This is a genomic window from Enterovibrio norvegicus FF-33, from assembly GCF_000286835.2.
Classification (GTDB): domain Bacteria; phylum Pseudomonadota; class Gammaproteobacteria; order Enterobacterales; family Vibrionaceae; genus Enterovibrio; species Enterovibrio norvegicus_A.
In genome coordinates this window covers 1-21476 of sequence record NZ_AJYD02000045.1, presented here as the reverse complement: position 1 = coordinate 21476, position 21476 = coordinate 1, and the positions used below count along the sequence as shown (strand labels likewise).

23 protein-coding genes, 2 tRNA genes and 1 pseudogene are annotated in these 21476 nt (G+C 48.6%); 6 read left to right on the top strand and 20 right to left on the bottom strand.

From position 1 onward, the window contains the following. Nucleotides 1–82: 82 nt before the first annotated feature. The 5 genes from A1OO_RS22760 to mutY form a co-directional block, all read right to left on the bottom strand. Nucleotides 83–158: transfer RNA gene (locus tag A1OO_RS22760), tRNA-Thr, on the bottom strand. 47 nt (nt 159–205) lie between these two features. Next, nucleotides 206–281 (bottom strand) — tRNA-Phe (locus tag A1OO_RS22755). Nucleotides 282–417: 136 nt separating this feature from the next. Further along, nucleotides 418–1560 (bottom strand): membrane-bound lytic murein transglycosylase MltC, encoded by a 1143-nt coding sequence (mltC, locus tag A1OO_RS22750; RefSeq protein ID WP_026024012.1) that lies wholly within the window; start codon nt 1558–1560, stop codon nt 418–420. A gap of 90 nt (nt 1561–1650) precedes the next feature. Next, the gene (locus tag A1OO_RS22745) at nt 1651–1923 is read right to left on the bottom strand and encodes an oxidative damage protection protein (RefSeq protein WP_017004548.1); all 273 of its coding nucleotides are present in this window, start codon (nt 1921–1923) and stop codon (nt 1651–1653) included. A gap of 15 nt (nt 1924–1938) precedes the next feature. Then, nucleotides 1939–3030, bottom strand: coding sequence for an A/G-specific adenine glycosylase (gene mutY, locus A1OO_RS22740; RefSeq protein ID WP_017004547.1), 1092 nt, complete (start codon nt 3028–3030; stop codon nt 1939–1941). A 212-nt stretch (nt 3031–3242) separates the two neighbouring features. Here mutY and trmB point away from each other — a divergent pair, with 212 nt between their 5' ends. From trmB to A1OO_RS22725, 3 genes are all read left to right on the top strand, one after another. Continuing rightward, nucleotides 3243–3959: a tRNA (guanosine(46)-N7)-methyltransferase TrmB gene (gene trmB, locus A1OO_RS22735; protein ID WP_016959557.1), complete on the top strand. Its 717-nt coding sequence runs from the start codon at nt 3243–3245 to the stop codon at nt 3957–3959. Between the two features lie 99 nt (nt 3960–4058). Continuing rightward, entirely contained in the window at nt 4059–4979 is a 921-nt protein-coding gene (glsB, locus tag A1OO_RS22730) for a glutaminase B (RefSeq protein ID WP_016959556.1), read from the top strand. Between the two features lie 64 nt (nt 4980–5043). Then, the gene (locus A1OO_RS22725; protein WP_016959555.1) at nt 5044–5808 is read left to right on the top strand and encodes a DUF2884 family protein; all 765 of its coding nucleotides are present in this window, start codon (nt 5044–5046) and stop codon (nt 5806–5808) included. 145 nt (nt 5809–5953) lie between these two features. Here A1OO_RS22725 and A1OO_RS22720 read toward each other — a convergent pair whose 3' ends face one another. The 8 genes from A1OO_RS22720 to A1OO_RS22685 form a co-directional block, all read right to left on the bottom strand. Continuing rightward, nucleotides 5954–7906, bottom strand: a complete 1953-nt coding sequence (locus tag A1OO_RS22720; RefSeq protein ID WP_017004546.1) for a DUF3857 domain-containing transglutaminase family protein — start codon at nt 7904–7906, stop codon at nt 5954–5956. 68 nt (nt 7907–7974) lie between these two features. Continuing rightward, nucleotides 7975–9126 carry a radical SAM family heme chaperone HemW gene (gene hemW, locus A1OO_RS22715; RefSeq protein WP_016959553.1) on the bottom strand — a complete coding sequence of 384 codons (1152 nt, stop codon included), beginning with the start codon at nt 9124–9126 and terminating at the stop codon, nt 7975–7977. Between the two features lie 6 nt (nt 9127–9132). Next, nucleotides 9133–9732: an XTP/dITP diphosphatase gene (locus tag A1OO_RS22710; protein ID WP_017004545.1), complete on the bottom strand. Its 600-nt coding sequence runs from the start codon at nt 9730–9732 to the stop codon at nt 9133–9135. Between the two features lie 121 nt (nt 9733–9853). Beyond that, the gene (locus A1OO_RS22705; protein WP_017004544.1) at nt 9854–10291 is read right to left on the bottom strand and encodes a DUF4426 domain-containing protein; all 438 of its coding nucleotides are present in this window, start codon (nt 10289–10291) and stop codon (nt 9854–9856) included. A gap of 60 nt (nt 10292–10351) precedes the next feature. Continuing rightward, nucleotides 10352–10663 carry a DUF167 family protein YggU gene (gene yggU / locus A1OO_RS22700; RefSeq protein ID WP_016959550.1) on the bottom strand — a complete coding sequence of 104 codons (312 nt, stop codon included), beginning with the start codon at nt 10661–10663 and terminating at the stop codon, nt 10352–10354. Between the two features lie 3 nt (nt 10664–10666). After that, on the bottom strand, nt 10667–11236 hold the full coding sequence (locus A1OO_RS22695; protein WP_026024011.1) for a YggT family protein: 570 nt from the start codon (nt 11234–11236) through the stop codon (nt 10667–10669). 9 nt (nt 11237–11245) lie between these two features. Then, entirely contained in the window at nt 11246–12064 is an 819-nt protein-coding gene (gene proC, locus A1OO_RS22690) for a pyrroline-5-carboxylate reductase (protein WP_017004542.1), read from the bottom strand. A gap of 67 nt (nt 12065–12131) precedes the next feature. Then, nucleotides 12132–12839, bottom strand: coding sequence for a YggS family pyridoxal phosphate-dependent enzyme (locus A1OO_RS22685; RefSeq protein WP_017004541.1), 708 nt, complete (start codon nt 12837–12839; stop codon nt 12132–12134). A 26-nt stretch (nt 12840–12865) separates the two neighbouring features. Here A1OO_RS22685 and A1OO_RS22680 point away from each other — a divergent pair, with 26 nt between their 5' ends. Further along, entirely contained in the window at nt 12866–13903 is a 1038-nt protein-coding gene (locus A1OO_RS22680) for a type IV pilus twitching motility protein PilT (RefSeq protein WP_017004540.1), read from the top strand. A 2-nt stretch (nt 13904–13905) separates the two neighbouring features. After that, a complete protein-coding gene (locus tag A1OO_RS22675) occupies nt 13906–15021 on the top strand; it encodes a PilT/PilU family type 4a pilus ATPase (protein WP_016959545.1) in 1116 nt (371 codons plus the stop codon). A gap of 33 nt (nt 15022–15054) precedes the next feature. Here the strand turns inward: A1OO_RS22675 and ruvX are convergent, their stop codons facing one another. From ruvX to metK, 7 genes are all read right to left on the bottom strand, one after another. Continuing rightward, nucleotides 15055–15483, bottom strand: coding sequence for a Holliday junction resolvase RuvX (gene ruvX / locus A1OO_RS22670; protein WP_017004539.1), 429 nt, complete (start codon nt 15481–15483; stop codon nt 15055–15057). A gap of 10 nt (nt 15484–15493) precedes the next feature. After that, nucleotides 15494–16057: a YqgE/AlgH family protein gene (locus A1OO_RS22665; RefSeq protein ID WP_017004538.1), complete on the bottom strand. Its 564-nt coding sequence runs from the start codon at nt 16055–16057 to the stop codon at nt 15494–15496. A gap of 142 nt (nt 16058–16199) precedes the next feature. Next, nucleotides 16200–17147: a glutathione synthase gene (gene gshB / locus A1OO_RS22660; protein WP_017004537.1), complete on the bottom strand. Its 948-nt coding sequence runs from the start codon at nt 17145–17147 to the stop codon at nt 16200–16202. Between the two features lie 13 nt (nt 17148–17160). Further along, the gene (gene rsmE, locus A1OO_RS22655) at nt 17161–17892 is read right to left on the bottom strand and encodes a 16S rRNA (uracil(1498)-N(3))-methyltransferase (RefSeq protein WP_026024010.1); all 732 of its coding nucleotides are present in this window, start codon (nt 17890–17892) and stop codon (nt 17161–17163) included. A gap of 83 nt (nt 17893–17975) precedes the next feature. Then, a complete protein-coding gene (locus A1OO_RS22650) occupies nt 17976–18686 on the bottom strand; it encodes an endonuclease (RefSeq protein ID WP_026024009.1) in 711 nt (236 codons plus the stop codon). A 129-nt stretch (nt 18687–18815) separates the two neighbouring features. Next, a complete protein-coding gene (locus A1OO_RS22645) occupies nt 18816–19307 on the bottom strand; it encodes a SprT family zinc-dependent metalloprotease (RefSeq protein ID WP_017004536.1) in 492 nt (163 codons plus the stop codon). Between the two features lie 106 nt (nt 19308–19413). Beyond that, the gene (gene metK, locus A1OO_RS22640) at nt 19414–20568 is read right to left on the bottom strand and encodes a methionine adenosyltransferase (RefSeq protein WP_017004535.1); all 1155 of its coding nucleotides are present in this window, start codon (nt 20566–20568) and stop codon (nt 19414–19416) included. A 400-nt stretch (nt 20569–20968) separates the two neighbouring features. On the opposite strand from metK, the pseudogene A1OO_RS22635 reads away from it, so the two are divergent. After that, nucleotides 20969–21476 (top strand): annotated as a pseudogene (locus tag A1OO_RS22635) (transketolase); the annotation flags it as partial.

The window sequence follows — 21476 nt, the reverse complement described above, 5'->3', positions numbered from 1 at the left end:
CACGGGGATTTTCAATCCCCTGCTCTACCGACTGAGCTATCGAGGCTTTGATTAAAGAGTGAATCACTCAATATCAAAATAATGGTGCCGGCTACCGGAGTCGAACTGGTGACCTACTGATTACAAGTCAGTTGCTCTACCAACTGAGCTAAGCCGGCACACAAACCTTGGAAACGTTGCGTACTTAACACCATCTCACTAAATATGGTGCCTCGAGGCGGAATCGAACCACCGACACGGGGATTTTCAATCCCCTGCTCTACCGACTGAGCTATCGAGGCAACGAGGTGCATTAAACGGATTTTGATGGTTTCCGTCAACATCTTTTTGAAAAAAAAACGCCAAATAGGACTGTTTGATGGCTTTTTCATCGTTTTGATTTAAAAGCGCTCTGCTTTTCGGATGTTTACTACGGTTTTACTGCATTGCGCGAAACTCTTTTTGGTAATTAGTCACTTTCTGTAAGTAGCGTCGCGACTCCGAAGATGGGTGTTTATTGGTCAAAGCCCAATAAACTTGGTTCGGTTGCAGTCGATTGAGATCATTCATTGCCCGTTTTCGGTCGGACTTATGGAAGGTTTTGAGCACATTGCCTGCGCCACCATTGTACGCTGAGATCATGCTGTAGTGTTTCGACAGTGGGTCGTTCACGTCTTTCAGGTAACGTGTTTTTAAAATATAGAAATACGCCGCACCGGTATCAATGTTCTTGGCGGGATCAAATAAATATTCAGGAGAAGGCTCACCGCTGCGCTTCTTAACAAGCTTGAATACATCACGCCCGGCTGTTTTCGGCACGACTTGCATCAGACCATAAGCATTGGCCCAGCTGACTGCGTATGGGTTGAAGCTGCTTTCTGTTTTGATGATGGAGTAAATTAACTCTTCAGAGATACCGTAGCGTTTTGCGGCATCACGGATCAGGTCGGCATACTGGTAGCGCCGCTTACTGGAGTGATCAGATACCATAGGGATCTGCACATAAAACACTTTCTGGAAGCGCAGTGATTTGGTTTTAACCTGTTTTTCAATCAGGTAGTCAGCATAGCGGTTAGCGCGCCATTCCCATGCGATCTCTTTGCCGTCCTGATCGAGGATCTGGCCTTGCAAAAATGGACGCCCCTCAAGTTGCACGTCGGCAGCAGAATACAAATCAACTGAAGCTGGATCATTCGGCGTCAGCAAAGTGGTGATGATGGCCTGCTTTAGGTGCTGCGTTGGCTGCGTGGTCGCGACGGTTTCAATGGTGACCAGACCATTGGTGAAATCAACACGGGCACGACTGAGGTAGTTATCCGTGTATTTCACATAATCACTTTTACCGGACACGTAGATTTCGTTTTGTCCCCAACGAACTTCGATATCTCCGGTGAAATTGTTGATCAGCTTGTCTAGGGAGGCGAAGTCTTTCTCAAATTGTCCCGGCAAAGGCGCCAGATTCTTCGCAAAACGGTTAGTCGTACCGTAATCGACCTGGTAAACAGATTCGATCATTTCGCGGCTACAACCAGAAAGAGAAAGAACAATCAGCAATGAAATTAGCAAGCGAAGAGTTTTCATGATGTCCATACATTGAAAAAGCATCCATGATTAGCGTAATCAGGATGCTTTTATTTACAAAGTGTTGAAGCGAAATTGTGAGCTAGCGTCTTACTCGGATGGCGGGGTGTAGCCCTCGATCACAGTATCGTGCCCTTCAAACAGGTATTTCACCATTTCTTCTTCAAGCAGTTTGCGGTGGTCTGCATCCATCATGTTGAGCTTTTTCTCGTTGATCAACATGGTTTGTTTACTTTGCCACTGCGCCCACGCTTCTTTCGAAATATTGTCAAAAATACGTTTGCCAAGGTCGCCCGGATAAAATTGGAAATCTAATCCCTCTGCGTCTTTTTTCAAACGCAGGCAAAAAACAGTACGGCTCATCATTAAGCTCCAATATTATAATTTTCCGGCATTTGCCGAAGTCTGAAATTCTCTGGTTAGGCTTTCTAGCAACTTCTGCACGGGGGCAGCAAGCCCAACTTTTGCTGGTTGAGATAAGTTATACCAAAGGCCGCCTTTCCCTTCCATGATCCCGTTTTCCCCAATATTTTCGGGTTTACTATGAATTTTGACGCGAAAAGGGACGATATCAAGGTGAAAATGGCTAAACGTGTGACGAAAAGCGGTGAGTTGCTCAGGCTTGTCAAATTCATTACTCGGTAATTTACCTTGAATGAAATGGGGGGCGTCGCTTTCTTGGGTTTCTGGTAAGCACCATAAGCCTCCCCATAACCCTGTGGGTGGACGCTGCTCGAGCCACACTTGGTCTTCATACTGGAAAAGCACAAAGCAGGTTTCTTTTTCAGGAATGGTCTTTTTCGGCTTTTTACCGGGGAAATCCGCCTGACGGCCAAGGGAGTTAGCTTCACAGCTATAATTGACTGGGCAAATTTCACACTTTGGTTTGCTACGGGTACAAATCATCGCGCCCATGTCCATCATGGCTTGATTGTAGCGTTGCACACCCTCTGCAGGAGTATTCTCTTCTGCCAGTATCCAAAGGCGGTTCTCGACAGGCTTTTTACCTGGCCAGCCTTCAACAGCAAAATGGCGCGACAGGGTACGTTTTACATTGCCGTCCAAAATTGGGTGATGTTGACCCAGTGACAGCGAAAGTACTGCGCCGGCGGTTGAGCGGCCAATGCCGGGCAGAGCCAACACTTCGTCAATATGGGTTGGGAATTCGCCCTGGTAGGTCTGAGCAATCTGCTGTGCTGCTTTATGGAGATTGCGCGCCCTTGCGTAGTAGCCAAGGCCTGTCCAAAGGTGAAGTACTTCATCGAGTTCAGCGTCAGCCAGATCGGTGACCGAAGGGAAGCGCGCCATGAAACGCTCGAAATAAGGGATCACGGTGGCGACTTGGGTTTGCTGCAACATGATCTCTGAAAGCCAAACTTTGTAAGGCGTTTTCTCTTGCTGCCATGGCAGAGTTTTACGGCCGTATTTGTCATACCATGTCAAAATGGCATCGGAAAAAGACTGACTCACTATGAATGCTCTTTTGTTATCTTTATGGGTGATAGGTTATCGTCGCGCATTCTATCAATGAATGGCTGGGATTGCTGAAAAAGACAGCGATCTTGACGCGACAGAGAGAAAGATCTCAGTAGGCGGCGCACAAGGCTTGCACCGAGGCGTTATCTTTGGATAATGCGCGATCCGCTTAACTTTTCTTCATTATTGATTGCAGGCAAAAGACCATGACTGAAGTCACCAAAACCGAACTGACCGAAGAAGGTAAAATTCTTCGTAGAATCAGAAGCTTTGTACGTCGAGAAGGACGTCTGACCAAAGGTCAGGAGCAAGCAATGAACGAATGCTGGCCAACCATGGGTATCGACTTCGAAGAAAAGAAGCTGAACTGGGTTGAGGTATTCGGTAATGACAATCCGGTGGTACTTGAAATCGGTTTTGGTATGGGTGCATCGCTGGTTGAAATGGCGAAAAATGCCCCAGAAAAAAACTTCATCGGTATAGAAGTACACAGCCCAGGCGTGGGCGCTTGCCTAATGGCTGCACGCGATGCAGGTATCACTAACCTGCGTGTGATGTGTCATGACGCAGTGGAAGTGTTCGAGCACATGTTGCCTGAACTGAGCCTAGATACCGTTCAACTGTTTTTCCCAGACCCATGGCACAAAACGCGTCACCACAAACGCCGTATCGTGCAGGCTGATTTTGCTCAAATGCTACGTAGCAAGCTGAAAATTGGCGGTATTTTCCATATGGCAACAGATTGGGAAAACTACGCAGAGCATATGGTTGAAGTGATGGACGTAGCGCCAGGGTACAAGAATACCGCAACGGATGGTTCTTACATTCCTCGCCCTGATGAACGTCCACTGACCAAGTTTGAAGCACGTGGCCATCGTCTAGGTCATGGCGTGTGGGATATGAAATACGCACGTAGCGAATAAGACAAAACTCATACCCTTCTTGCGACGCTACATTGTAATGTAGCGTCGCATGTTTAAAGCCAACCTTGTGTTGGCTTTTTTTGACCGTTGGAGAACGCCATGAAACCCACCCCACAGCTGTTGAACGACATTCTGGAAGAGGTCCGCCCATTGATTGGGCAAGGACGTGTTGCGGACTATATTCCTGCTTTGAAGGAAGTCTCAGCCAATAAACTCGGGGTGGCGGTGTGCTATAACGACGGCGAAATTATTACGGCAGGTGATGCTGACGAGCCGTTTTCTATTCAGTCTATTTCAAAGGTGTTGAGCCTGACTTTAGCGCTGCAAAATTACAGCCCTGAAGAGATTTGGCAGCGGGTAGGAAAAGAGCCGTCAGGTCAGGCGTTTAATTCGATGATCCAGCTTGAAATGGAACAAGGGATCCCTCGAAATCCCTTCATCAATGCTGGTGCACTGGTGGTCTGTGACATGCTGTATAGCCGCCAATCAGCACCACGTCAGCGGATGCTGGAATTTGTTCGTCAGTTGTCGGGTAACGACCATATTTGTTACGACAAAGTGGTGGCAACATCTGAAATGGATCATAGCGACCGCAATGCGGCTATTGCGTATTTGATGCGTGCTTTTGGCAATTTTGATAACGCGGTGATGCCGGTGTTGGCCAATTATTTTCACTATTGTTCACTGCGCATGAGCTGTGTGGATTTGGCAAAAACGTTTAACTATTTGGCAAACAAAGGACTTCCTTTAGGCGCAGAAAAAACAATTGTCAGCCAGACTCAGAGTAAGCAGGTTAATGCCCTATTGGCGACCTGTGGTCTTTACGATGGTGCGGGTGAGTTTGCTTATCGTGTGGGTATGCCGGGGAAATCGGGTGTTGGCGGCGGGATCGTTGCTATCGTGCCGGGTGAAATGTCCATCACGGTATGGTCGCCAGAGCTTGATCAATCAGGTAACTCGCTGGCAGGAACGGCAGTATTAGAGCTGCTTGCCGAGCGCATCGGACGTTCAATTTTCTAAGACTTGGATGGGTTATTGCGATGGGATGTCGTGGTCGTTTCATCCAGTGACACGGAGAATGATTATGGGTAGTGGAAGTCTGTCTTACGCATTGCGCGTTTCTTGTTTTGTTATGGCATTTTTGCCGTTTTATGTTGCCGCTGAGAACTGTCGTCCTGAACTGCATGGTGACATTGCAATTAAAGCCGACAATGTGTTGATTGAGAGTAATAACAACAAATTTCGCATCGATCCTAAGGGGAATCTTTTTTTTGATGTTCATCGCGTGGCGTTGAGCGAAGCACAACGAGCCTCGTTAACCGAGTACAACAAAACGATACGCAATGATTTGCCATTTATTGGGCGATCGTTGTCTGAGGAGCTACATACGTCCTGGCTGGCTCTCGATGGTGTGCTCTCGGCAGAACTTGGCGAAAGAAGTGCATTACGTGGTGAAGTGGGACAATTTCACCAACACTTGCAAAATCAGGTCAGCACTTCTCTTTATGATCTCGACCGATCTCCTCAGCTCAAGCATCAGGCGTTAACCACGGCTGTGCGTGAACTTGAAGCCAGCGTCCCTCAGTTGATTGCTACGGTTTCCAGCCGAGGTTTGATGGACATAGCGATGTTGAGTGAAGGCAAAAGCAATAAGATGCAGTTCATTTCGCAAAAGATGGCGGCATTACAGAACAAGCTCGCGGACGAAGTGAGGTTGCAACGTGACCGAACCTTAGACGTTCAGCAGGAAGTGTGTCAACGCTTCGCGCAGTGGCAGGTTCAGGAAGCTGAAATCGCCTCGTTGATCCCCGCTCTTTCAAGCTGGAAGACGGTTACTGTACGCAAATAGTCTGTGGGTTGGCGTGAAGCATGTGCTGATCTCTGAGACCTAACATTAAAAAGCGCGGTGAGTTGTCTCACCGCGTTTTTTTGTGTCCGCCGTTCTGTCGGATTAACTATTAACACCAACACCAACACCAGCACCAACACCAACACTAAGGCTGATAGCTAAACTCATAATCCACGCTTTGCCATGCTTCATCGATATGTCGCATGTATTGACGCAGTTCGCTCGCATCAACATGGCGTTTTTTGGCGCGATAATAATAGTCCGCTTCGGCATAGGTTTTATCGAGCAGCACGTCGCCGGGGCCTGAAACTGCTTTTAGCGAGCTATTAAACTCAAAATAGGGGCTGTTGATCGCATGATCTGATGGATCAATGCTCCACGTTTCGGGCAGGCTGAGCGTGATTTTTTGACGAACGGCCCCTTCAGAGCCGAACCGAAATGGCGTTTTACGACGGATAAGATCCGGTTTGGTGAGATAGTCATCGACGATGTCACCCGAGATAACAAACGAGTAGAGATCGTCAGTTTTCGACCAGAGATCTTCAATCACATAGGCTTCATTGACCGTGACTTCGTTGTTGTTCTTGTCGTCCTCGACGCTGAGTGGGCGCAGAAAATCTAACCCACCGAAAAATCCCGCATAGTAATTCGCATACTCTTCGCCTAGCTCTCTTAGCGGCTTGGACTCGAGATAACGACGCCAGCGCTCAGCTTCAAACCCACGATAGATGGTTTTTACCGTGAGGTAACTTGGCTGACTCGCATGGTTCACCACGTAGCGCTGTTCAATGTCTTGTGACACGGGGGCGGCAGGTGGCAACATGGCCACCAAATCGTCCGCACCCGGCTTTAATACCAGTGCGTAACCAAGGCGTGATTGCGCCAGTGTTTCAAGCTGATCACCCTGATGAGTGCGAGTGGCATCAATCCACCAAGATTGGTCTTTGTATTCCATCTGCACAATGACGTGATTAAAGCTGAAAGGCGCAGCAGGCTGCTGTGGCAGTTCATCTCGCCAAAAGGTATCCACTAATGCAGGGTGGGCATTGACGCCCATAGCGCCAAGCAAAGAAATCAGCAGCAAGGCTTTGTCTTTGCAATCACCGTAGCCTTGGGACAGGATTTGGCGCGGTGGGCGTGGTTGGTGAGAGCCGATGCCATTTTCTATGCCTAAGTAGCGAATATTGTTTTGCACAAAGTGAATGGCTGCGACCACTTGCTGATCAAGATCTTCAGGGTGTGTTTGCTTGATCTTGTTCGCTAATGTTTGAACGTCACGATCACTTGGGGATGCTTGATACAAAGGCAGTGCCCAGTTCACCACGTCTTTCCAATTGTTGTAGCTAGAGACATGCAAATACGGGTAGGGGTTGTACCAGCGTGGCTGCTCAGGCTCATCAAAATCATACAAGCCGTTTTGTTCTTGATATCGGTATTCACGCACCGTTTTTTGCGTGGTTTCTGTGAGCGTACCTTTGCCTTTATTGTCCAAATTAGTGACGGTGATAGGGCTGTCTTCCGGGACTAAAATGCGAGCATTGACCAGTGCGACAGTGGATGCCCACCCTGTTTTGACATACCACTCTCGGTTGTCGCCAAACACCGGATTAAAGCCCGTAAGGGTGTAGCTAAAATCAATAATGTCGCCCACCTGTATATCATTGAGCACAATATGCAGCGTTTCATCACCGTTGTAGAGCAAGGAATCTAGGTCGACTTCGCGTTTGAATTGGGCGGTTTTTGCTGTGTTTTTTCGGTCAAAGGTTTGGCCATCACGCACGACTTCCAAACGGTGTAGTTCCACGCTTTGGTAGCTGGGATCAAAATCGATAGAGATTTGTGAGCCAGATTCCACCCCTTCAATGGAGACGACTTTGCTGGTGTAGCGTTTGTATTCAACAGGGAATTGGGAGACCAGATTAAGCTGTCTATCGACCAGCAGAAACTGCTGATCATAGTGATGGCCTGCGGGATCAAACGCAGGAATGTCGACGATGGGTTTAATCCAACCAGGGAGCGGCGCAAACCGCCCCTTTTGAGCAAGGGCGGTTTGCGGCAATAACATCAACACAAATAGGGCAAACAGATACTTCTTCATCTACAACGCTGTCCTTAGCTTTACCTGAGCGTTAGCGCCTCAGGGACAAGGCAGCGTTCGTGCTGCCTTTACTCGTTGATGAAGACGGAAAGAAGATCGTTCAGGAACAGGCGGCCTTTGGCAGTCACTTGCCAGTGGGTCTCGGTTTCGCTCAGCAACCCTTGCTCGATGGCTTTTTCAATGGGGGTCGCAACCACATCCAGTGATAAGCCTGTACGTGCAGAGAAGTCTGCTTTTGGACAGGGCTCAACCAAGCGGAATCTGTTCATGAAAAACTCAAACGGCATTTCATCAGCTTCCACTATATGCAATTCGCTGAGGTATTCTTTCTCAGTATCGAGATATCCGCGCGGGTGTTTCACTTTTACTGTGCGCTGTATGGTATTGGTGCCAGAGGTAATTTTGCCATGCGCCCCACAACCAATGCCCAAATAGTCACCAAAACGCCAGTAGTTAAGATTGTGCTGACACTGGTAACCCGGCTTGCTGTAACCCGAGGTCTCGTATTGCACATAACCTGCATCAGTGAGCAGTTGATGGCCTTGCTCGAAGATGTCCCACAGGTCGTCATCGTCAGGCAAAACCGGCGGTTTCGAATAGTACTGAGTATTGGGTTCAATGGTGAGCTGATACCAAGACAGGTGCGGAGGGTCGAGCTCAATCGCTTGCTTGAGATCGCTCAAGGCGCTTTGCAAGGTTTGGTCGGGCAACCCGTGCATCAAATCTAAGTTAAAGCTGTTCAATCCCGCTTCATGAGCCAGTTTGGCCGCACGCTTGGCTTCTTCTGATCCATGAATTCGACCCAAGCGTTCAAGCTTCGCGTTGTCAAAGCTTTGAACGCCCACCGAGATGCGGTTGACGCCAACGCTCTGGTAAGCAATGAACTTGTCAGCTTCCACTGTGCCGGGGTTGGCCTCCATGGTGATCTCAATGCCTTCTTTGAACGGGATCAGTGCGTCGATACCGTTTAAAAGACGTGAGATCTCTTGTGGTGACATCAAGCTCGGTGTACCACCGCCAATGAAGATCGAATGCAGATGACGGCCACTTACGCCATCAAAACGGACTAAGTCTCGTTGCAAATCGTCCAGCAGAGCAGAGATATAATCTTGCTCTGGGATCTCGCCTTTTAGTGTGTGCGAGTTGAAATCGCAGTAGGGGCATTTCTGCACGCACCAAGGGATATGCACGTAAAGACTTAATGGGATTTGAACAGCCATGATGAATTACTTCTTCTCTTGACGCATCGCGGCGAACAGTTTCTTCAGTGCCTGACCGCGGTGCGATATTTGTTTTTTCATTGCAGGCTCAAGGTTCGCCAAGGTGCAATCGTGTTCTTTGACATAGAAAACCGGATCGTAGCCAAAGCCATGTGAACCTGACGCTTCACGTGCGATAGAGCCTTCGAAGACACCATGACACACCAGTGGTGTTGGATCGTTAGCGTGACGCATGTAAACCAGTACGCAATGGAAGCGAGCAGAACGTTGATCATCTGGTGCATCAGCCATGCATTCTAGTAGCTTTTCTAGATTGGCTTGGTCGCCTTTGCCTTCACCCGCATAACGTGCGCTGTATACGCCGGGTGCGCCATTTAAATAATCCACTTCCAAGCCCGAGTCATCAGCAATCGCTGGCAAGCCAGTTTCTTTGGCGGCATGACGTGCTTTGATGATGGCATTTTCGATAAAGGTGGTGCCGGTTTCTTCAGCATCAACCACGGCAAACTCGCTTTGCGCCATGACATCCAGACCAAAATCTTGCAGCAAATCGGCCATTTCTCTTACTTTGCCTGCGTTACCTGTCGCCAGAACCACTTTCATCATTTTCGTCTCCTCTTGGGTGGTCGCCGATAAAAAATGGCGCCACGAATGGGCGCCATAATACCGGATTGCCACGTGGTGTCATCTTTCGATCTTAGCAAGACGTACCCACATGTGCTGTTGCTCAGTTTTCGTAAAAAATTTGCTGGAACGTCAGCTTGCCACTGCGATTCCCCTCGGCATTGATATCAATATTGAAGGTGACGTTTTCTTCATTAGCAATGCGAACTTCCGCCAGATAATAAATGGCATTCCCTTCGCGGACTTCACGAAATTCTAAGGGTTTGGTGGTGCCTAGCAAATTACGCGCATTACCGGAAATGTTAGCGGTCAGTGCAGGCTTGCCTGATTGATTCTTATCTAAGATAGCGATGTTGATCAGTGCGTTGGCACTGCTGCGTTTAATGCCATAAGCCTTCGCAACCGCAGGAGGAATAAAGGTGGCGTTGAGCGCAGAGTAGTGCACTTCCAATGACCCCATGTCTTTCGACTGTTCCGCTTGTGATAGCGGCGATATCAGCAGCAACAAGGCGCTGACGATAGAGAGTAACAGAGGTTTCATGACAGAGTTCCTTGTCTGGTGGAGTAAGCGCACGGTGAAGTTAACGGTGCACTTACTGATTTACTGTTTGGAGGAGGGGATCAGATTGCTGATAGCCTCAGGGTAAATGACCGGATTTTTCACCCTTACTTGCTTGTGTCTTCCTAACTCGCCTTTTTCGATCGCGATGTGGCCTTTTGCGACTTTGAATTGTTTGGAGAGAAACTTGGTGAGATGGGCATTGGCTTTGCCATCAACCGGTGGAGCAGTAATGGCGAGTTTGATTTCCTCGCCATGTATTCCCATCCACTGGTCACGGCTTGCTTTAGGCTGGATATACAATCTTAGGATTAAATCCTCGTTATCCAGCCATGCAGTGCGTGTGGTACTCATTAATTATAGTACGAACCACAGGTTGCCAAAGTAAGGGCTGAGCAGGTCACCGATGAAGAAGTTCAAGAACTGCAATACGATAAACAGAACCAGTACACTCAAATCCAAACCGCCCATCGATGGTAGTACGCGACGAATAGGGGCCACTAGAGGCTCCGTCAACTGAACCATAACAAACTCAATCGGGCTTTTACCTTGGCTGACCCAGCTCAGGATTGCTCGCAGGATCAATACCCAAAACAGCAAACCACCCGCGGCTTTCACCAATGCAATCAATCCTATTAGCAGGTAGGAAAAATCAAACGGTGGCATGCCACCTGAAGCGATCATTTGCAGAACAAAAAACTTGGCGACACACAACACGAACGCAAACAGCACCGTGGCAAAATCAAAGTTACCAATTGATGGAACGACTCGGCGTAATGGTGCAACGATAGGTTGCGTCGCTTTAACGACAAACTGACTGAATGGGTTGTAAAAATCTGCGCGTGCCCATTGCAGCCAAACTCGAAGCAACACCACCATAATGTAGAGGTCGAACAGTGTTGAAACGAGGAAGTTCATTGAGTTCATAAATTAGCCCTAAAATAGCGATTCCATTTCTTCAGCACGACGAACAGCGGCTTGCATGGCCTCTGATACAGTCTCTGAAAGTTGGTTGTTATTAAATACACTCAGTGCCTGAGCGGTGGTGCCGCCTTTTGACGTTACCTGTTCTCTTAAGGTTGCCAGTTCAATATTGGGGTTGGCAACCACCATTTTAGCTGCGCCGAGCGCGGATTGCTGTACCAACGCGCGTGCAGTTTGTTTATCAAAGCCTTGGCGCTCAGCTTCTGCCTGCATTGCTTCCATAAACAAGAAGAAATAGGCAGGTGCGCTGCCAGCGGCAGCGATAATAGCATTGATGCCAGATTCTTCGCTGACCCAACAAATTTTGCCGACCGCTTGCAGCAGATCTCCAGCAAACTGACGATCAAGTTCTGTTACTGATTCTGGAGCATAAAGCCCACTCATACCTTCTCCAACCAGTGAAGGTGTGTTTGGCATCACACGAACAAGGTTAAGTGGCGCGCTTGCCATGTCTGACAAGCGTGCGACAGAAATCCCTGCGGCGATCGATATAGCCAGTTTCTTGCTCCAATCAATCTCCGTCATGCTCGCCAGCAATTCTTCCATGCCTTGCGGTTTCACGCCCAGCACCACGACATCCGCTTGCTTTGCACTGGCAATGGCATCTTCATTGGCGTTGATGCCGAAGCTATCGCGAAAAGCGGCGCTTTTCTCTGGCGTGCGGTTAACCGCTGTCAGCAGTGAGGCGGGGTAGCCCGATTGAATCAAACCCGCAATGATTGAGCGAGCCATGTTGCCCGCGCCGATAAAGGCAATGGTGCGTTGTTCCATCAAATGATTCCTTGTGTCTGGCAAGCGGTGATTGGCTTACCTGATGTATTCATATGGCGAGGATGCTTCACTCGCCACGGTTGCTGTAATCGCGCGCGCCAAAAAGGGCGGTGCCGATACGAACCATGGTGCTGCCCGAGGCAATTGCGGCGTCCATGTCGCCACTCATTCCCATCGAAAGGGTATCAAAGTGTGGGCGCGTCGCTTTCATCTCTTCAAACAATGCCACTAATGGCGCAAAGGCGACCATTTGTGCATCGTGATCACTTTCGGGCTGAGGGATACACATCAGGCCGCGCAGTGTGAGATGAGGAAGTTGGTCGATTTCATCAGCCAGCGCTTTCACTTCTTCAAAACCAGTGCCTGATTTTGACGCTTCGCCGCTGGTATTGATTTGGATAAGTACTTGCAGCGGGGGCATGTCATCTGGGCGCTGTTCACTCAATCGCCTTGCAACTTTGCTGCGATCAACGGAATGCACCCAATCGAAATGTTCGGCAATTAGGCGTGTTTTATTGGATTGAATCGGGCCAATAAAATGCCATTCCAAATCAGAATGAAGCGGGCGGAAGTGAAGGATTTTATCCACCCCTTCTTGTACATAGTTTTCGCCAAACTGGCGATGCCCAGCGGCTGTCGCATGTGCGATAGCTTCAATGGGTTTGGTTTTGCTTACCGCCAACAGTTGCACGCCAGCGGCGTCTCTCCCGCATTTTTGTGCGGCATTGTCTATTTGGCGGGTGACCTGCTCTAGGTTTTGTTTGATACTACACATGGCTAATTCTGCGAGGAAACGGATTAATGGATATTACTGAATTATTGGACTTTAGTGTAAAGCATAATGCCTCAGATCTACATCTTTCTGCGGGAGTGCCTCCGATGGTCCGCGTTGATGGTGATGTCCGAAAGCTTAGCCTGCCTGCACTCGAGCACAATGACGTGCACCGCCTCATCTTCGATATTATGAACGACGCCCAGCAACGGGAGTTTGAGCAAAACCTTGAAGTGGATTTCTCGTTTGAACTGGCATCTGTTGGCCGTTTCCGTGTTAATGCATTCCACCAATCACGCGGCTGCGCAGCGGTGTTTCGAAACATCCCATCAAAGATCCCAACGCTAGAGGCCATCAATGCGCCTTCGGTGTTTGAGCAGTTTGTTAACTATCAAAAAGGACTCGTGCTCGTTACTGGGCCAACGGGGTCAGGTAAATCCACGACGTTGGCTGCGCTGGTAGATAAGATTAACCGTGAACAACATCGTCATGTGTTGACGATTGAAGACCCGATTGAATTTGTCCATGAGCAAAAAAGTTGCTTGATCAACCAGCGTGAAGTTCACCGAGATACGCATTCATTTAATAACGCGCTTCGTTCCGCATTGCGTGAAGACCCAGATGTCATTTTGGTGGGTGAGTTGCGCGACAGAGAAACCATCAGCCTTGCGTTGACTGCCGCTGAAACGGGTCACTTAGTGTTTGGCACCTTGCACACGTCGAGTGCCGCGAAGACGGTTGACCGGATTATTGATGTGTTTCCTGGTGCGGATAAACCGATGGTGCGATCCATGTTGTCAGAATCGCTACGCGCGGTGGTATCGCAAAAACTGATTAAACAGGTCACTGGCGGGCGAGTGGCTGCCCATGAAGTGATGATTGCGACGCCTGCCATTCGAAATCTGATTCGTGAAGACAAAGTGGCGCAGATGTATTCGATGATCCAGACAGGCTCTGGTATGGGCATGCAAACCATGGAGCAATCACTGCGCAACTTGATGATGCAGGGTGTGATTGATAGCAGCGAAGCCAACAAGGCGTTAGATAGCTCAGGGACAGGTTTTTAACGATGACAGATCAGACGCCCCTTTTTCAATTGCTTGATGCCATGCTCAATCAACGTGCATCAGATTGCTATATCACTGTGGGTGCGCCTTGCATGCTGCGTGTTGATGGCAGCTTAACGCCCAACGGTGAAACGTTAGATCTGAGTGGGGTGAAGGCATTGATATCGCAAGCGATGGATACCGACACACATCGAAAATTCATGGAAGAGCGTGAGGCCAACTTTGCCTTGGTCACCGAATCAGGCCGTTTTCGTGTCAGTGCGTTTTGGCAGCGAGATTTGCCTGGCATGGTGATGCGACGTATTGAAACCAAGATCCCAGAGATCCAAACGCTAGGCTTGCCAGATGTGATTCAGGATTTGTCGATTGCCAAACGTGGGCTGGTATTGATTGTGGGCGCAACGGGGTCGGGGAAATCGACATCTATGGCGGCCATGCTAGGGTTTCGCAATACTCATCGCAGCGGCCATATTCTGACGGTAGAAGATCCGATTGAGTTCATCCATCCGCATAAAAAATGCATTGTGACACAGCGTGAGATAGGTATTGATACCGAGAGTTATGAAGTGGCGCTAAAGAACTCGCTGCGTCAAGCGCCGGACATGATCATGATTGGCGAGATCCGCACGAGAGAGACCATGGAATATGCCATGCAGTTTGCGGAGACGGGTCACTTGTGTATCGCCACCCTTCACGCAAATAACGCCAATCAGGCACTCGAACGTGTATTGCATTTGGTGGCAAAAGAGCGTCGTGAACAATTCCTGTTTGATTTATCACTTAATCTCAGGGGCATTCTAGCGCAGCAGTTGGTGCCTGATATCAGCGGTATTGGTCGTCATGGCGCGTATGAGTTATTGCTCAATACTTCCCATGTTTCTGATTTGATACGTCGTGGTGAATTGCACGAGCTTAAAGCGTGTATCAGCAAGGGCGAAACAGCGGGTATGTGCACCTTTGACCAATCCCTGTTTACGCTTTATCAGGCAGGAAAAATCTCGAAGGAAGAAGCGTTACATCACGCTGATTCTCGCAATGAACTGAAGCTGATGATGAAAATGGCAGAGCAATCCTCGAGTTCGCTGTCACTTGCCGATGTTAGTATCGAAGGCTCGTAAGTAAACGAAAAAAAAGCGCCATCAGGCGCTTATTTAACTGTACTGATTTTCAAGCCAGCTTTCGACAATGATAACCGCGGATTGGCAGTCAATGTTTCCCTTGCCCAATGCGCGATACCCGCCGTGTTCAAAAAGTGAAGAACGCGCCTCTGTTGTGGTAAGACGCTCATCATGCAACTCGACATCAACGCCAAAACGCCCCTTTAGGCGATTGGCAAATTTGCGTGCGCGAGGTGTGATGCTTTCTAGTTCACCGCCTTGTAAATCAAGCGGTAAACCCACCACCACTAAATCGGGTTTCCATTCTTTTAAGATCGCTTCAATGGCGTCCCAGCTTGGGATGCCATCTTTTGCTTTCAGTGCCTTAAGCGGTTGAGCGGTGCCAGTAATGGTTTGGCCAATCGCGATGCCAATACTTTTTGTGCCGTAATCAAAGCCCAGCACAGTTTGAATGTTACTCATTGGATGTCTCTTATGCGTGTCCGATATCGGACGAAAGATTGAGCGCAGTGATGCCCAATTGCTTGAGTGCTTTTTCCCAACGCTCATTGATTGGGGTATCGAAAATAACGGTAGGGTCAGCTTCAATGGTGAGCCAACTGTTTTCTGCCAGCTCCTGTTCGAGTTGCCCCGCGTCCCAGCCTGAATAACCCAGCGCGACAATAAACTGCTCAGGTTCATCGTTAGTGCCTAAGATACTCAGAATATCTTTCGAGGTGGTCACTGTCAGTGCATCAGACAGTTGAATGCTAGAGCCGAACTCTTGCCTGTTTTTGTGTAGAACAAATCCGCGATCTTCTGATACAGGGCCGCCAAATAAGACAGGCTGATCGAGGCTCACTGGGTGGGTGACATGGCTCTCGCGCTCTACCTCGATTTGTTCAAGCATGTTGGCGACCGAGATATCGATGGGCTGGTTAATCACCAGTCCCATTGCACCGTCCTCATTGTGCTCGCACACATAGATAACACTGTGCTTGAAACGGTCATCTAACATACTGGGCATTGCGACAAGGAAATGATTTTTAAAGTTCATGATGCCCTTCCACTGCTGAGATGCGTCGGCGTAAAGCGACTGATATAAAGGTGCTGTGAAATAATGATGCTTAGTTCAGTATGAGCGGTAAGTCAGAGAAAGTCAGCCTCGCGCAGCCGAAACTACGCGAGGTTGTGTGCGATTATTTTTGTAGACGCGCTTCAATCGCGTCCATCAACTTACCGCTGATATTAATATCAAAGGCCGCTTCAATTTCACGGATACAGGTTGGGCTGGTCACGTTAATTTCAGTCAGCTTGTCACCGATAATATCCAAACCTACAAATACGAGGCCTTTCTCTTTTAGCGTTGGCGCAACGGCGCGTGCGATTGCCCAATCGGTATCGCTCAGAGGACGGGCTTCACCACGACCACCAGCAGCCAGATTACCGCGGGTTTCGCCTTTGGCGGGAATACGCGCTAGGCAGTATGGCATTGGCTCGCCGTCCACCACCAGAATGCGTTTATCGCCGTTACTGATATCTGGCACAAAGGTTTGCGCCATGCAGTAGGTGTTACCAAGGTTTGTCAGGGTTTCGATGATCACTGACAAGTTTGGATCGCCCTGCTTAACACGGAAAATCGATGAACCACCCATACCATCTAAGGGCTTGAGAATGATGTCGCCGTGTTTTTCATGGAAAGCTTTGATCTGATCAGCACGACGTGTCACCAAAGTGATCGGCGTATGCTCAGGGAACCACGCAGTGAACAGCTTTTCATTGCAGTCACGCAGACTTTGCGGTTTGTTGACGATAAGACAACCTTCCACTTCAGCGCGCTCAAGAATGTAAGTTGCGTAGATGTATTCGGTATCAAAAGGCGGATCTTTGCGCATCAAAACAGCATCAAGATCAGCAAGAGCGATCTCTTGCTCACTTTTCACTTCAAACCAGTTGTCTGGGTTTTCTTCCAGTGTCACGATTTTAGTGCGTGCCAATGCTTTGCCTTGTTCTAGCGACAAGTCGTGCATCTGCATGTAGTGAATTTCCCAGCCACGCTTTTGCGCTTCTAGCATCATGGCAAAGGAAGAATCTTTTTTGATATTGATGGATTCGATTGGATCCATCACTACGCCCAGTTTGATCATGTATTGTCCTTAATTAGCCGAGATCGCCAAAGCGAACCTGTAGGGCGGTGATCGCCGTTAATGCTGCGGTTTCTGTTCGCAACACGCGCGGCCCTAATAAGGTTTCTTCGAAACCAAATTCGCGCGTTTTTTCAATTTCGTCTGCTGACAACCCACCTTCAGGACCTATGAGCAAACGAACGCGCTTGACCGGTTCTGGCAGTGTATTGATTGAGTATTTTGCACGTGGATGCAGGTTGAGTTTCAGCCCGTCAAAGTCTTCAGTCGTCCACTCTTCCAGCGCCATCACGGGCCGAATCTCTGGCACGATGTTACGACCACTTTGTTCACAGGCCGCAATCGCAATTTTTTGCCATTGCTGCAGTTTTTTATCGAAGCGCTCCGCGTTGAGTTTGACACCACAACGTTCTGAGATCAGCGGCGTGATGACATTGACGCCCAGCTCAACAGATTTCTGAATGGTGAATTCCATTTTGTCACCGCGGCTGATCACCTGACCAAGGTGTAAATCCAGAGGCGATTCGATACTGCGTTCAACACGCTCAACCACATCAACAGCGACAGATTTCTTGCTCGTTTCAGCAATGACGGCGGGGAATTCAGCACCACTGCCATCAAACAGCAGGATTTCCTGACCAATTTGCATTCGCAATACGCGTCCAACATGGTTTGCAGCGTCTTCACTAAGAGAGACGCGGCCATTGTCGGGCAGACGTTCAGGATGGAAAATTCTAGGGATACGCATGATGGTCGTTTCGTTGTTAATAATGAGCAGCAGTGTATCACGCTGCTGCCTCACGATTGTAGTGTTGCTCGCCTTCAGCTAGATCAGAGACCTGCTTTCTCGCACGATGCTTTCACGAAAGGATTGTGGTTACCTTGCGCTTTGGCTATTCGACGGTCACGCTCACATTCCCAATCCGTAACAGGGTAGGTTTTATCCCACGCATTCATGAGCTTTTTCTGTGCTGACGCCAAACGAAAGTCATACTGTTGATTCATGTACTGGTAGATACGTGCAATGGCGCCACGGCTTTGCGCAGGTGGATCGACCGCGCGCTGTTTGAAATCGACCTTCATTTCGCATTGTCCGTAAAATGCGCCTTTGTTTCCGTTCCATTGTGAAAAACGATAGTTAGAGCGGTCGCCGTTCACTTCGCCAATGGCAGGGACCAGATTGTGCAGATCCGCTTCCATTAAACGAAAGGCCATGTCTGTTTTGCCGCAATTCTTGCGTCCGCCGTCTTGCCAGCATTGGCGCTGGTGGCCAAATTGCCAAGCGGGAACGACATGTTCCCATTCAATGCGGCTAGCGCGTTTTAATTGCTTACGCACTTGGTAACCACATTCATCTAATTGCGGCACGCCCTTCTTCCCTTTCCACTCAATGTCACAGCCACAGTAAAAAGAGGTGGGATAGTCCTGATAGATTTTTTGCGCGATGCGTTTGGCTTTCGAAAAGGATTGTGGATGCTCAGGAGCAGACATCGCCAGTGGTGATATCAACAACGCAGAAAGCAGCAAGAGATACTTTTTCATCATGAAACAAAGTCTTTTTGGAATTGAGTACTTTGATTATTGCAGATGTATGCGAGTTAAATCTCACTAAAATAGTGTTAATTGAATAACTTGTTAATTGAGGAAAAAGTGGCAATTAACGCATTCGCGTTAGGATGCTGAAGGTTTCCACATCAGGGGCTGTTTACAACGACGGCACATGTACTGCACTTGCTGGCGCTGTACCTTGTTGTGACGGCGCACAGATAAAGGGATGACGTCACATTGGCATTGATAAGGAAAGGTTTTGCCTTCCACGGATTTGATGTCAAAGCTATGCGTGGTTTTAGGTTGAACATCAAAGACCTGTGACATAACGGCTTGCCACTCTTTGCCGTGCGGGCGAACACGTCCGAATCGCGCAAAGACAATTAAATGACTGACTTCATGGGGAACCACTTCGTTAATAAATGCTTCTGGGTTTTCGGCCAGTAATACGGGATTGAAGCGAAGCTGCCAGCGTTGAAGCAGCGCCATTCCCGCCGTTTTTCCCCGAATATCAAAACGGATCGCAGGCACCGAAAAATCTGCCTTTAAGGTCTGGCTTGCTTGATAAATGCATTCGCTTACGCGTCGGGTAATACGGTAGTGGAGTTCGTTCATCGCTTTGGCAAAGTTAAGTGGTGACAGCGGCTAGGGTAAAGAGAGGCATGAAAAAAAGGAAGCCGAAGCTTCCCTTTTCTTAATCTGTGGTGCTGCGTGGTCGCGATTATTTGATGTTCGCGAAATCGCGTAATGCTGCCACTTTGTCCGTTTTTTCCCATGGGAATTCTTCACGACCGAAGTGACCGTATGCTGCTGTCTTTTTGTAGATAGGTTGTAGCAGGTCAAGCATCTCTTGCAGGCCATATGGGCGCAAGTCGAAGTTTTGGCGAACCGCTTCGATGATGATCTCTTGAGACACTTTTTCTGTGCCGAACGTTTCAACCATGATAGATGTTGGGTCAGCGACACCGATAGCGTAAGACAGTTGGATCTCACAGCGATCAGCCATGCCAGCGGCAACGATATTTTTAGCAACATAACGTGCTGCGTATGCTGCAGAGCGGTCAACCTTCGATGGATCTTTACCAGAGAATGCACCACCGCCGTGACGCGCTGCGCCGCCGTAGGTATCGACGATGATCTTACGACCCGTCAAACCACAGTCACCCATTGGGCCACCGATAACAAAACGACCGGTTGGGTTGATGAAGTATTTGGTGTCTTTGTTCAACCATTCAATCGGTAAAACCGGTTTAATGATTTCTTCCATTACCGCTTCGCGCAAGTATTCAGTCGTGACTGAATCGCAATGCTGAGTTGAAAGAACAACCGCATCAATACCAACAATCTTACCTTGGTCATATTGGAAGGTAACTTGTGATTTCGCGTCTGGACGTAAGAAATCCAGTTTGCCGCTCTTACGCACTTCCGCTTGCTTTTTAACCAGCAGGTGAGAGTAGGTGATTGGCGCAGGCATAAGAATAGGGGTTTCGTTGGTTGCGTAACCAAACATAATGCCTTGGTCGCCAGCGCCTTGATCTTTAGGATCTGCTTTATCAACACCTTGGTTGATGTCTGGCGATTGCTTACCAATGGTATTCAATACAGCACAAGAGTCTGCATCAAAGCCCATGTCAGAATGTACATAACCAATCTCACGCACGGTTTCACGTGTGATTTCTTCGATATCAACCCATGCTGACGTTGTTACTTCACCGCCAACCATCACCATGCCAGTTTTGACGTAGGTTTCACACGCCACACGTGCTTTTGGATCCTGCGCCAAAATTGCATCAAGAACGGCATCAGAAATCTGATCTGCAATTTTGTCTGGGTGGCCTTCTGATACAGATTCAGAAGTGAACAGGTGCTTAGCCATAACGTTTTCCCTAATGAGTAAATACCAATTTCAGCAGTGTGTTAAACCTGTGCTGACTGCCGTTGGTATAAAATTGATATCGAATATACGTTTAAAGGTATAGATGCTTTTCCATCTGGACGTCTATTCTACGTCACGAGATTGATAAATCAACCCCACGGTTTGTCTGCCTAAAAGGGAAACGTTTGCGTCAGTCATCCTGTAATTACAAATAGATGCGGCACAAACACGCTAGATAGGCGCAGTTTCCTATAAAATCAGCCATGTAAAACGTTTGCAGAGGAACGGGAGTCTTGCGACAATACGACCCCGCCGACTTCTGCGATCTGGCCATCTACGAATAAAAGTATTACGCCTGATTGCATATAAAACAAAACGTCTATTGATCTCAGGAGCAGACATGTCTTCCCGCAAGGTTTTAGCAAACGCGATTCGTGCACTAAGCATGGACGGTGTACAACAAGCCAACTCTGGTCACCCGGGCGCCCCAATGGGCATGGCTGATATCGCCGAAGTACTGTGGCGCGACCACATGAACCACAACCCGCAAAACCCTGAATGGGCTGATCGCGACCGTTTCATCTTGTCTAACGGTCACGGCTCAATGCTGATTTACTCTCTGCTTCACCTGACGGGTTACGATCTGTCGATTGATGATCTGAAAAACTTCCGCCAACTGCATTCAAAAACCCCAGGTCACCCTGAATACGGTTATGCACCGGGCATTGAAACCACCACTGGCCCACTAGGCCAAGGCATCACCAACGCTGTTGGTATGGCGATGGCAGAGAAATCACTGGCAGCGCAATTCAATCGCGACGGCCATGCCATCGTTGACCACAACACCTTTGTGTTCTTGGGCGACGGTTGCTTGATGGAAGGTATCTCTCATGAAGCATGTTCACTGG

What these genes read in the sequence shown, in the direction of transcription:
- mltC (WP_026024012.1), bottom strand. Translation starts at nt 1,560, where the DNA reads ATGAAAACTCTTCGCTTGCTAATTTCATTGCTGATTGTTCTTTCTCTT.
- metK (WP_017004535.1), bottom strand. Translation starts at nt 20,568, where the DNA reads ATGGCTAAGCACCTGTTCACTTCTGAATCTGTATCAGAAGGCCACCCA.
- A1OO_RS22695 (WP_026024011.1), bottom strand. Translation starts at nt 11,236, where the DNA reads ATGAACTCAATGAACTTCCTCGTTTCAACACTGTTCGACCTCTACATT.
- trmB (WP_016959557.1), top strand. Translation starts at nt 3,243, where the DNA reads ATGACTGAAGTCACCAAAACCGAACTGACCGAAGAAGGTAAAATTCTT.
- gshB (WP_017004537.1), bottom strand. Translation starts at nt 17,147, where the DNA reads ATGATCAAACTGGGCGTAGTGATGGATCCAATCGAATCCATCAATATC.
- A1OO_RS22705 (WP_017004544.1), bottom strand. Translation starts at nt 10,291, where the DNA reads ATGAAACCTCTGTTACTCTCTATCGTCAGCGCCTTGTTGCTGCTGATA.
- A1OO_RS22725 (WP_016959555.1), top strand. Translation starts at nt 5,044, where the DNA reads ATGGGTAGTGGAAGTCTGTCTTACGCATTGCGCGTTTCTTGTTTTGTT.
- yggU (WP_016959550.1), bottom strand. Translation starts at nt 10,663, where the DNA reads ATGAGTACCACACGCACTGCATGGCTGGATAACGAGGATTTAATCCTA.
- A1OO_RS22685 (WP_017004541.1), bottom strand. Translation starts at nt 12,839, where the DNA reads ATGTGTAGTATCAAACAAAACCTAGAGCAGGTCACCCGCCAAATAGAC.
- A1OO_RS22680 (WP_017004540.1), top strand. Translation starts at nt 12,866, where the DNA reads ATGGATATTACTGAATTATTGGACTTTAGTGTAAAGCATAATGCCTCA.
- A1OO_RS22675 (WP_016959545.1), top strand. Translation starts at nt 13,906, where the DNA reads ATGACAGATCAGACGCCCCTTTTTCAATTGCTTGATGCCATGCTCAAT.
- proC (WP_017004542.1), bottom strand. Translation starts at nt 12,064, where the DNA reads ATGGAACAACGCACCATTGCCTTTATCGGCGCGGGCAACATGGCTCGC.
- glsB (WP_016959556.1), top strand. Translation starts at nt 4,059, where the DNA reads ATGAAACCCACCCCACAGCTGTTGAACGACATTCTGGAAGAGGTCCGC.
- ruvX (WP_017004539.1), bottom strand. Translation starts at nt 15,483, where the DNA reads ATGAGTAACATTCAAACTGTGCTGGGCTTTGATTACGGCACAAAAAGT.
- A1OO_RS22645 (WP_017004536.1), bottom strand. Translation starts at nt 19,307, where the DNA reads ATGAACGAACTCCACTACCGTATTACCCGACGCGTAAGCGAATGCATT.
- A1OO_RS22650 (WP_026024009.1), bottom strand. Translation starts at nt 18,686, where the DNA reads ATGAAAAAGTATCTCTTGCTGCTTTCTGCGTTGTTGATATCACCACTG.
- A1OO_RS22745 (WP_017004548.1), bottom strand. Translation starts at nt 1,923, where the DNA reads ATGAGCCGTACTGTTTTTTGCCTGCGTTTGAAAAAAGACGCAGAGGGA.
- hemW (WP_016959553.1), bottom strand. Translation starts at nt 9,126, where the DNA reads ATGGCTGTTCAAATCCCATTAAGTCTTTACGTGCATATCCCTTGGTGC.
- A1OO_RS22665 (WP_017004538.1), bottom strand. Translation starts at nt 16,057, where the DNA reads ATGAACTTTAAAAATCATTTCCTTGTCGCAATGCCCAGTATGTTAGAT.
- A1OO_RS22710 (WP_017004545.1), bottom strand. Translation starts at nt 9,732, where the DNA reads ATGATGAAAGTGGTTCTGGCGACAGGTAACGCAGGCAAAGTAAGAGAA.
- rsmE (WP_026024010.1), bottom strand. Translation starts at nt 17,892, where the DNA reads ATGCGTATCCCTAGAATTTTCCATCCTGAACGTCTGCCCGACAATGGC.
- A1OO_RS22720 (WP_017004546.1), bottom strand. Translation starts at nt 7,906, where the DNA reads ATGAAGAAGTATCTGTTTGCCCTATTTGTGTTGATGTTATTGCCGCAA.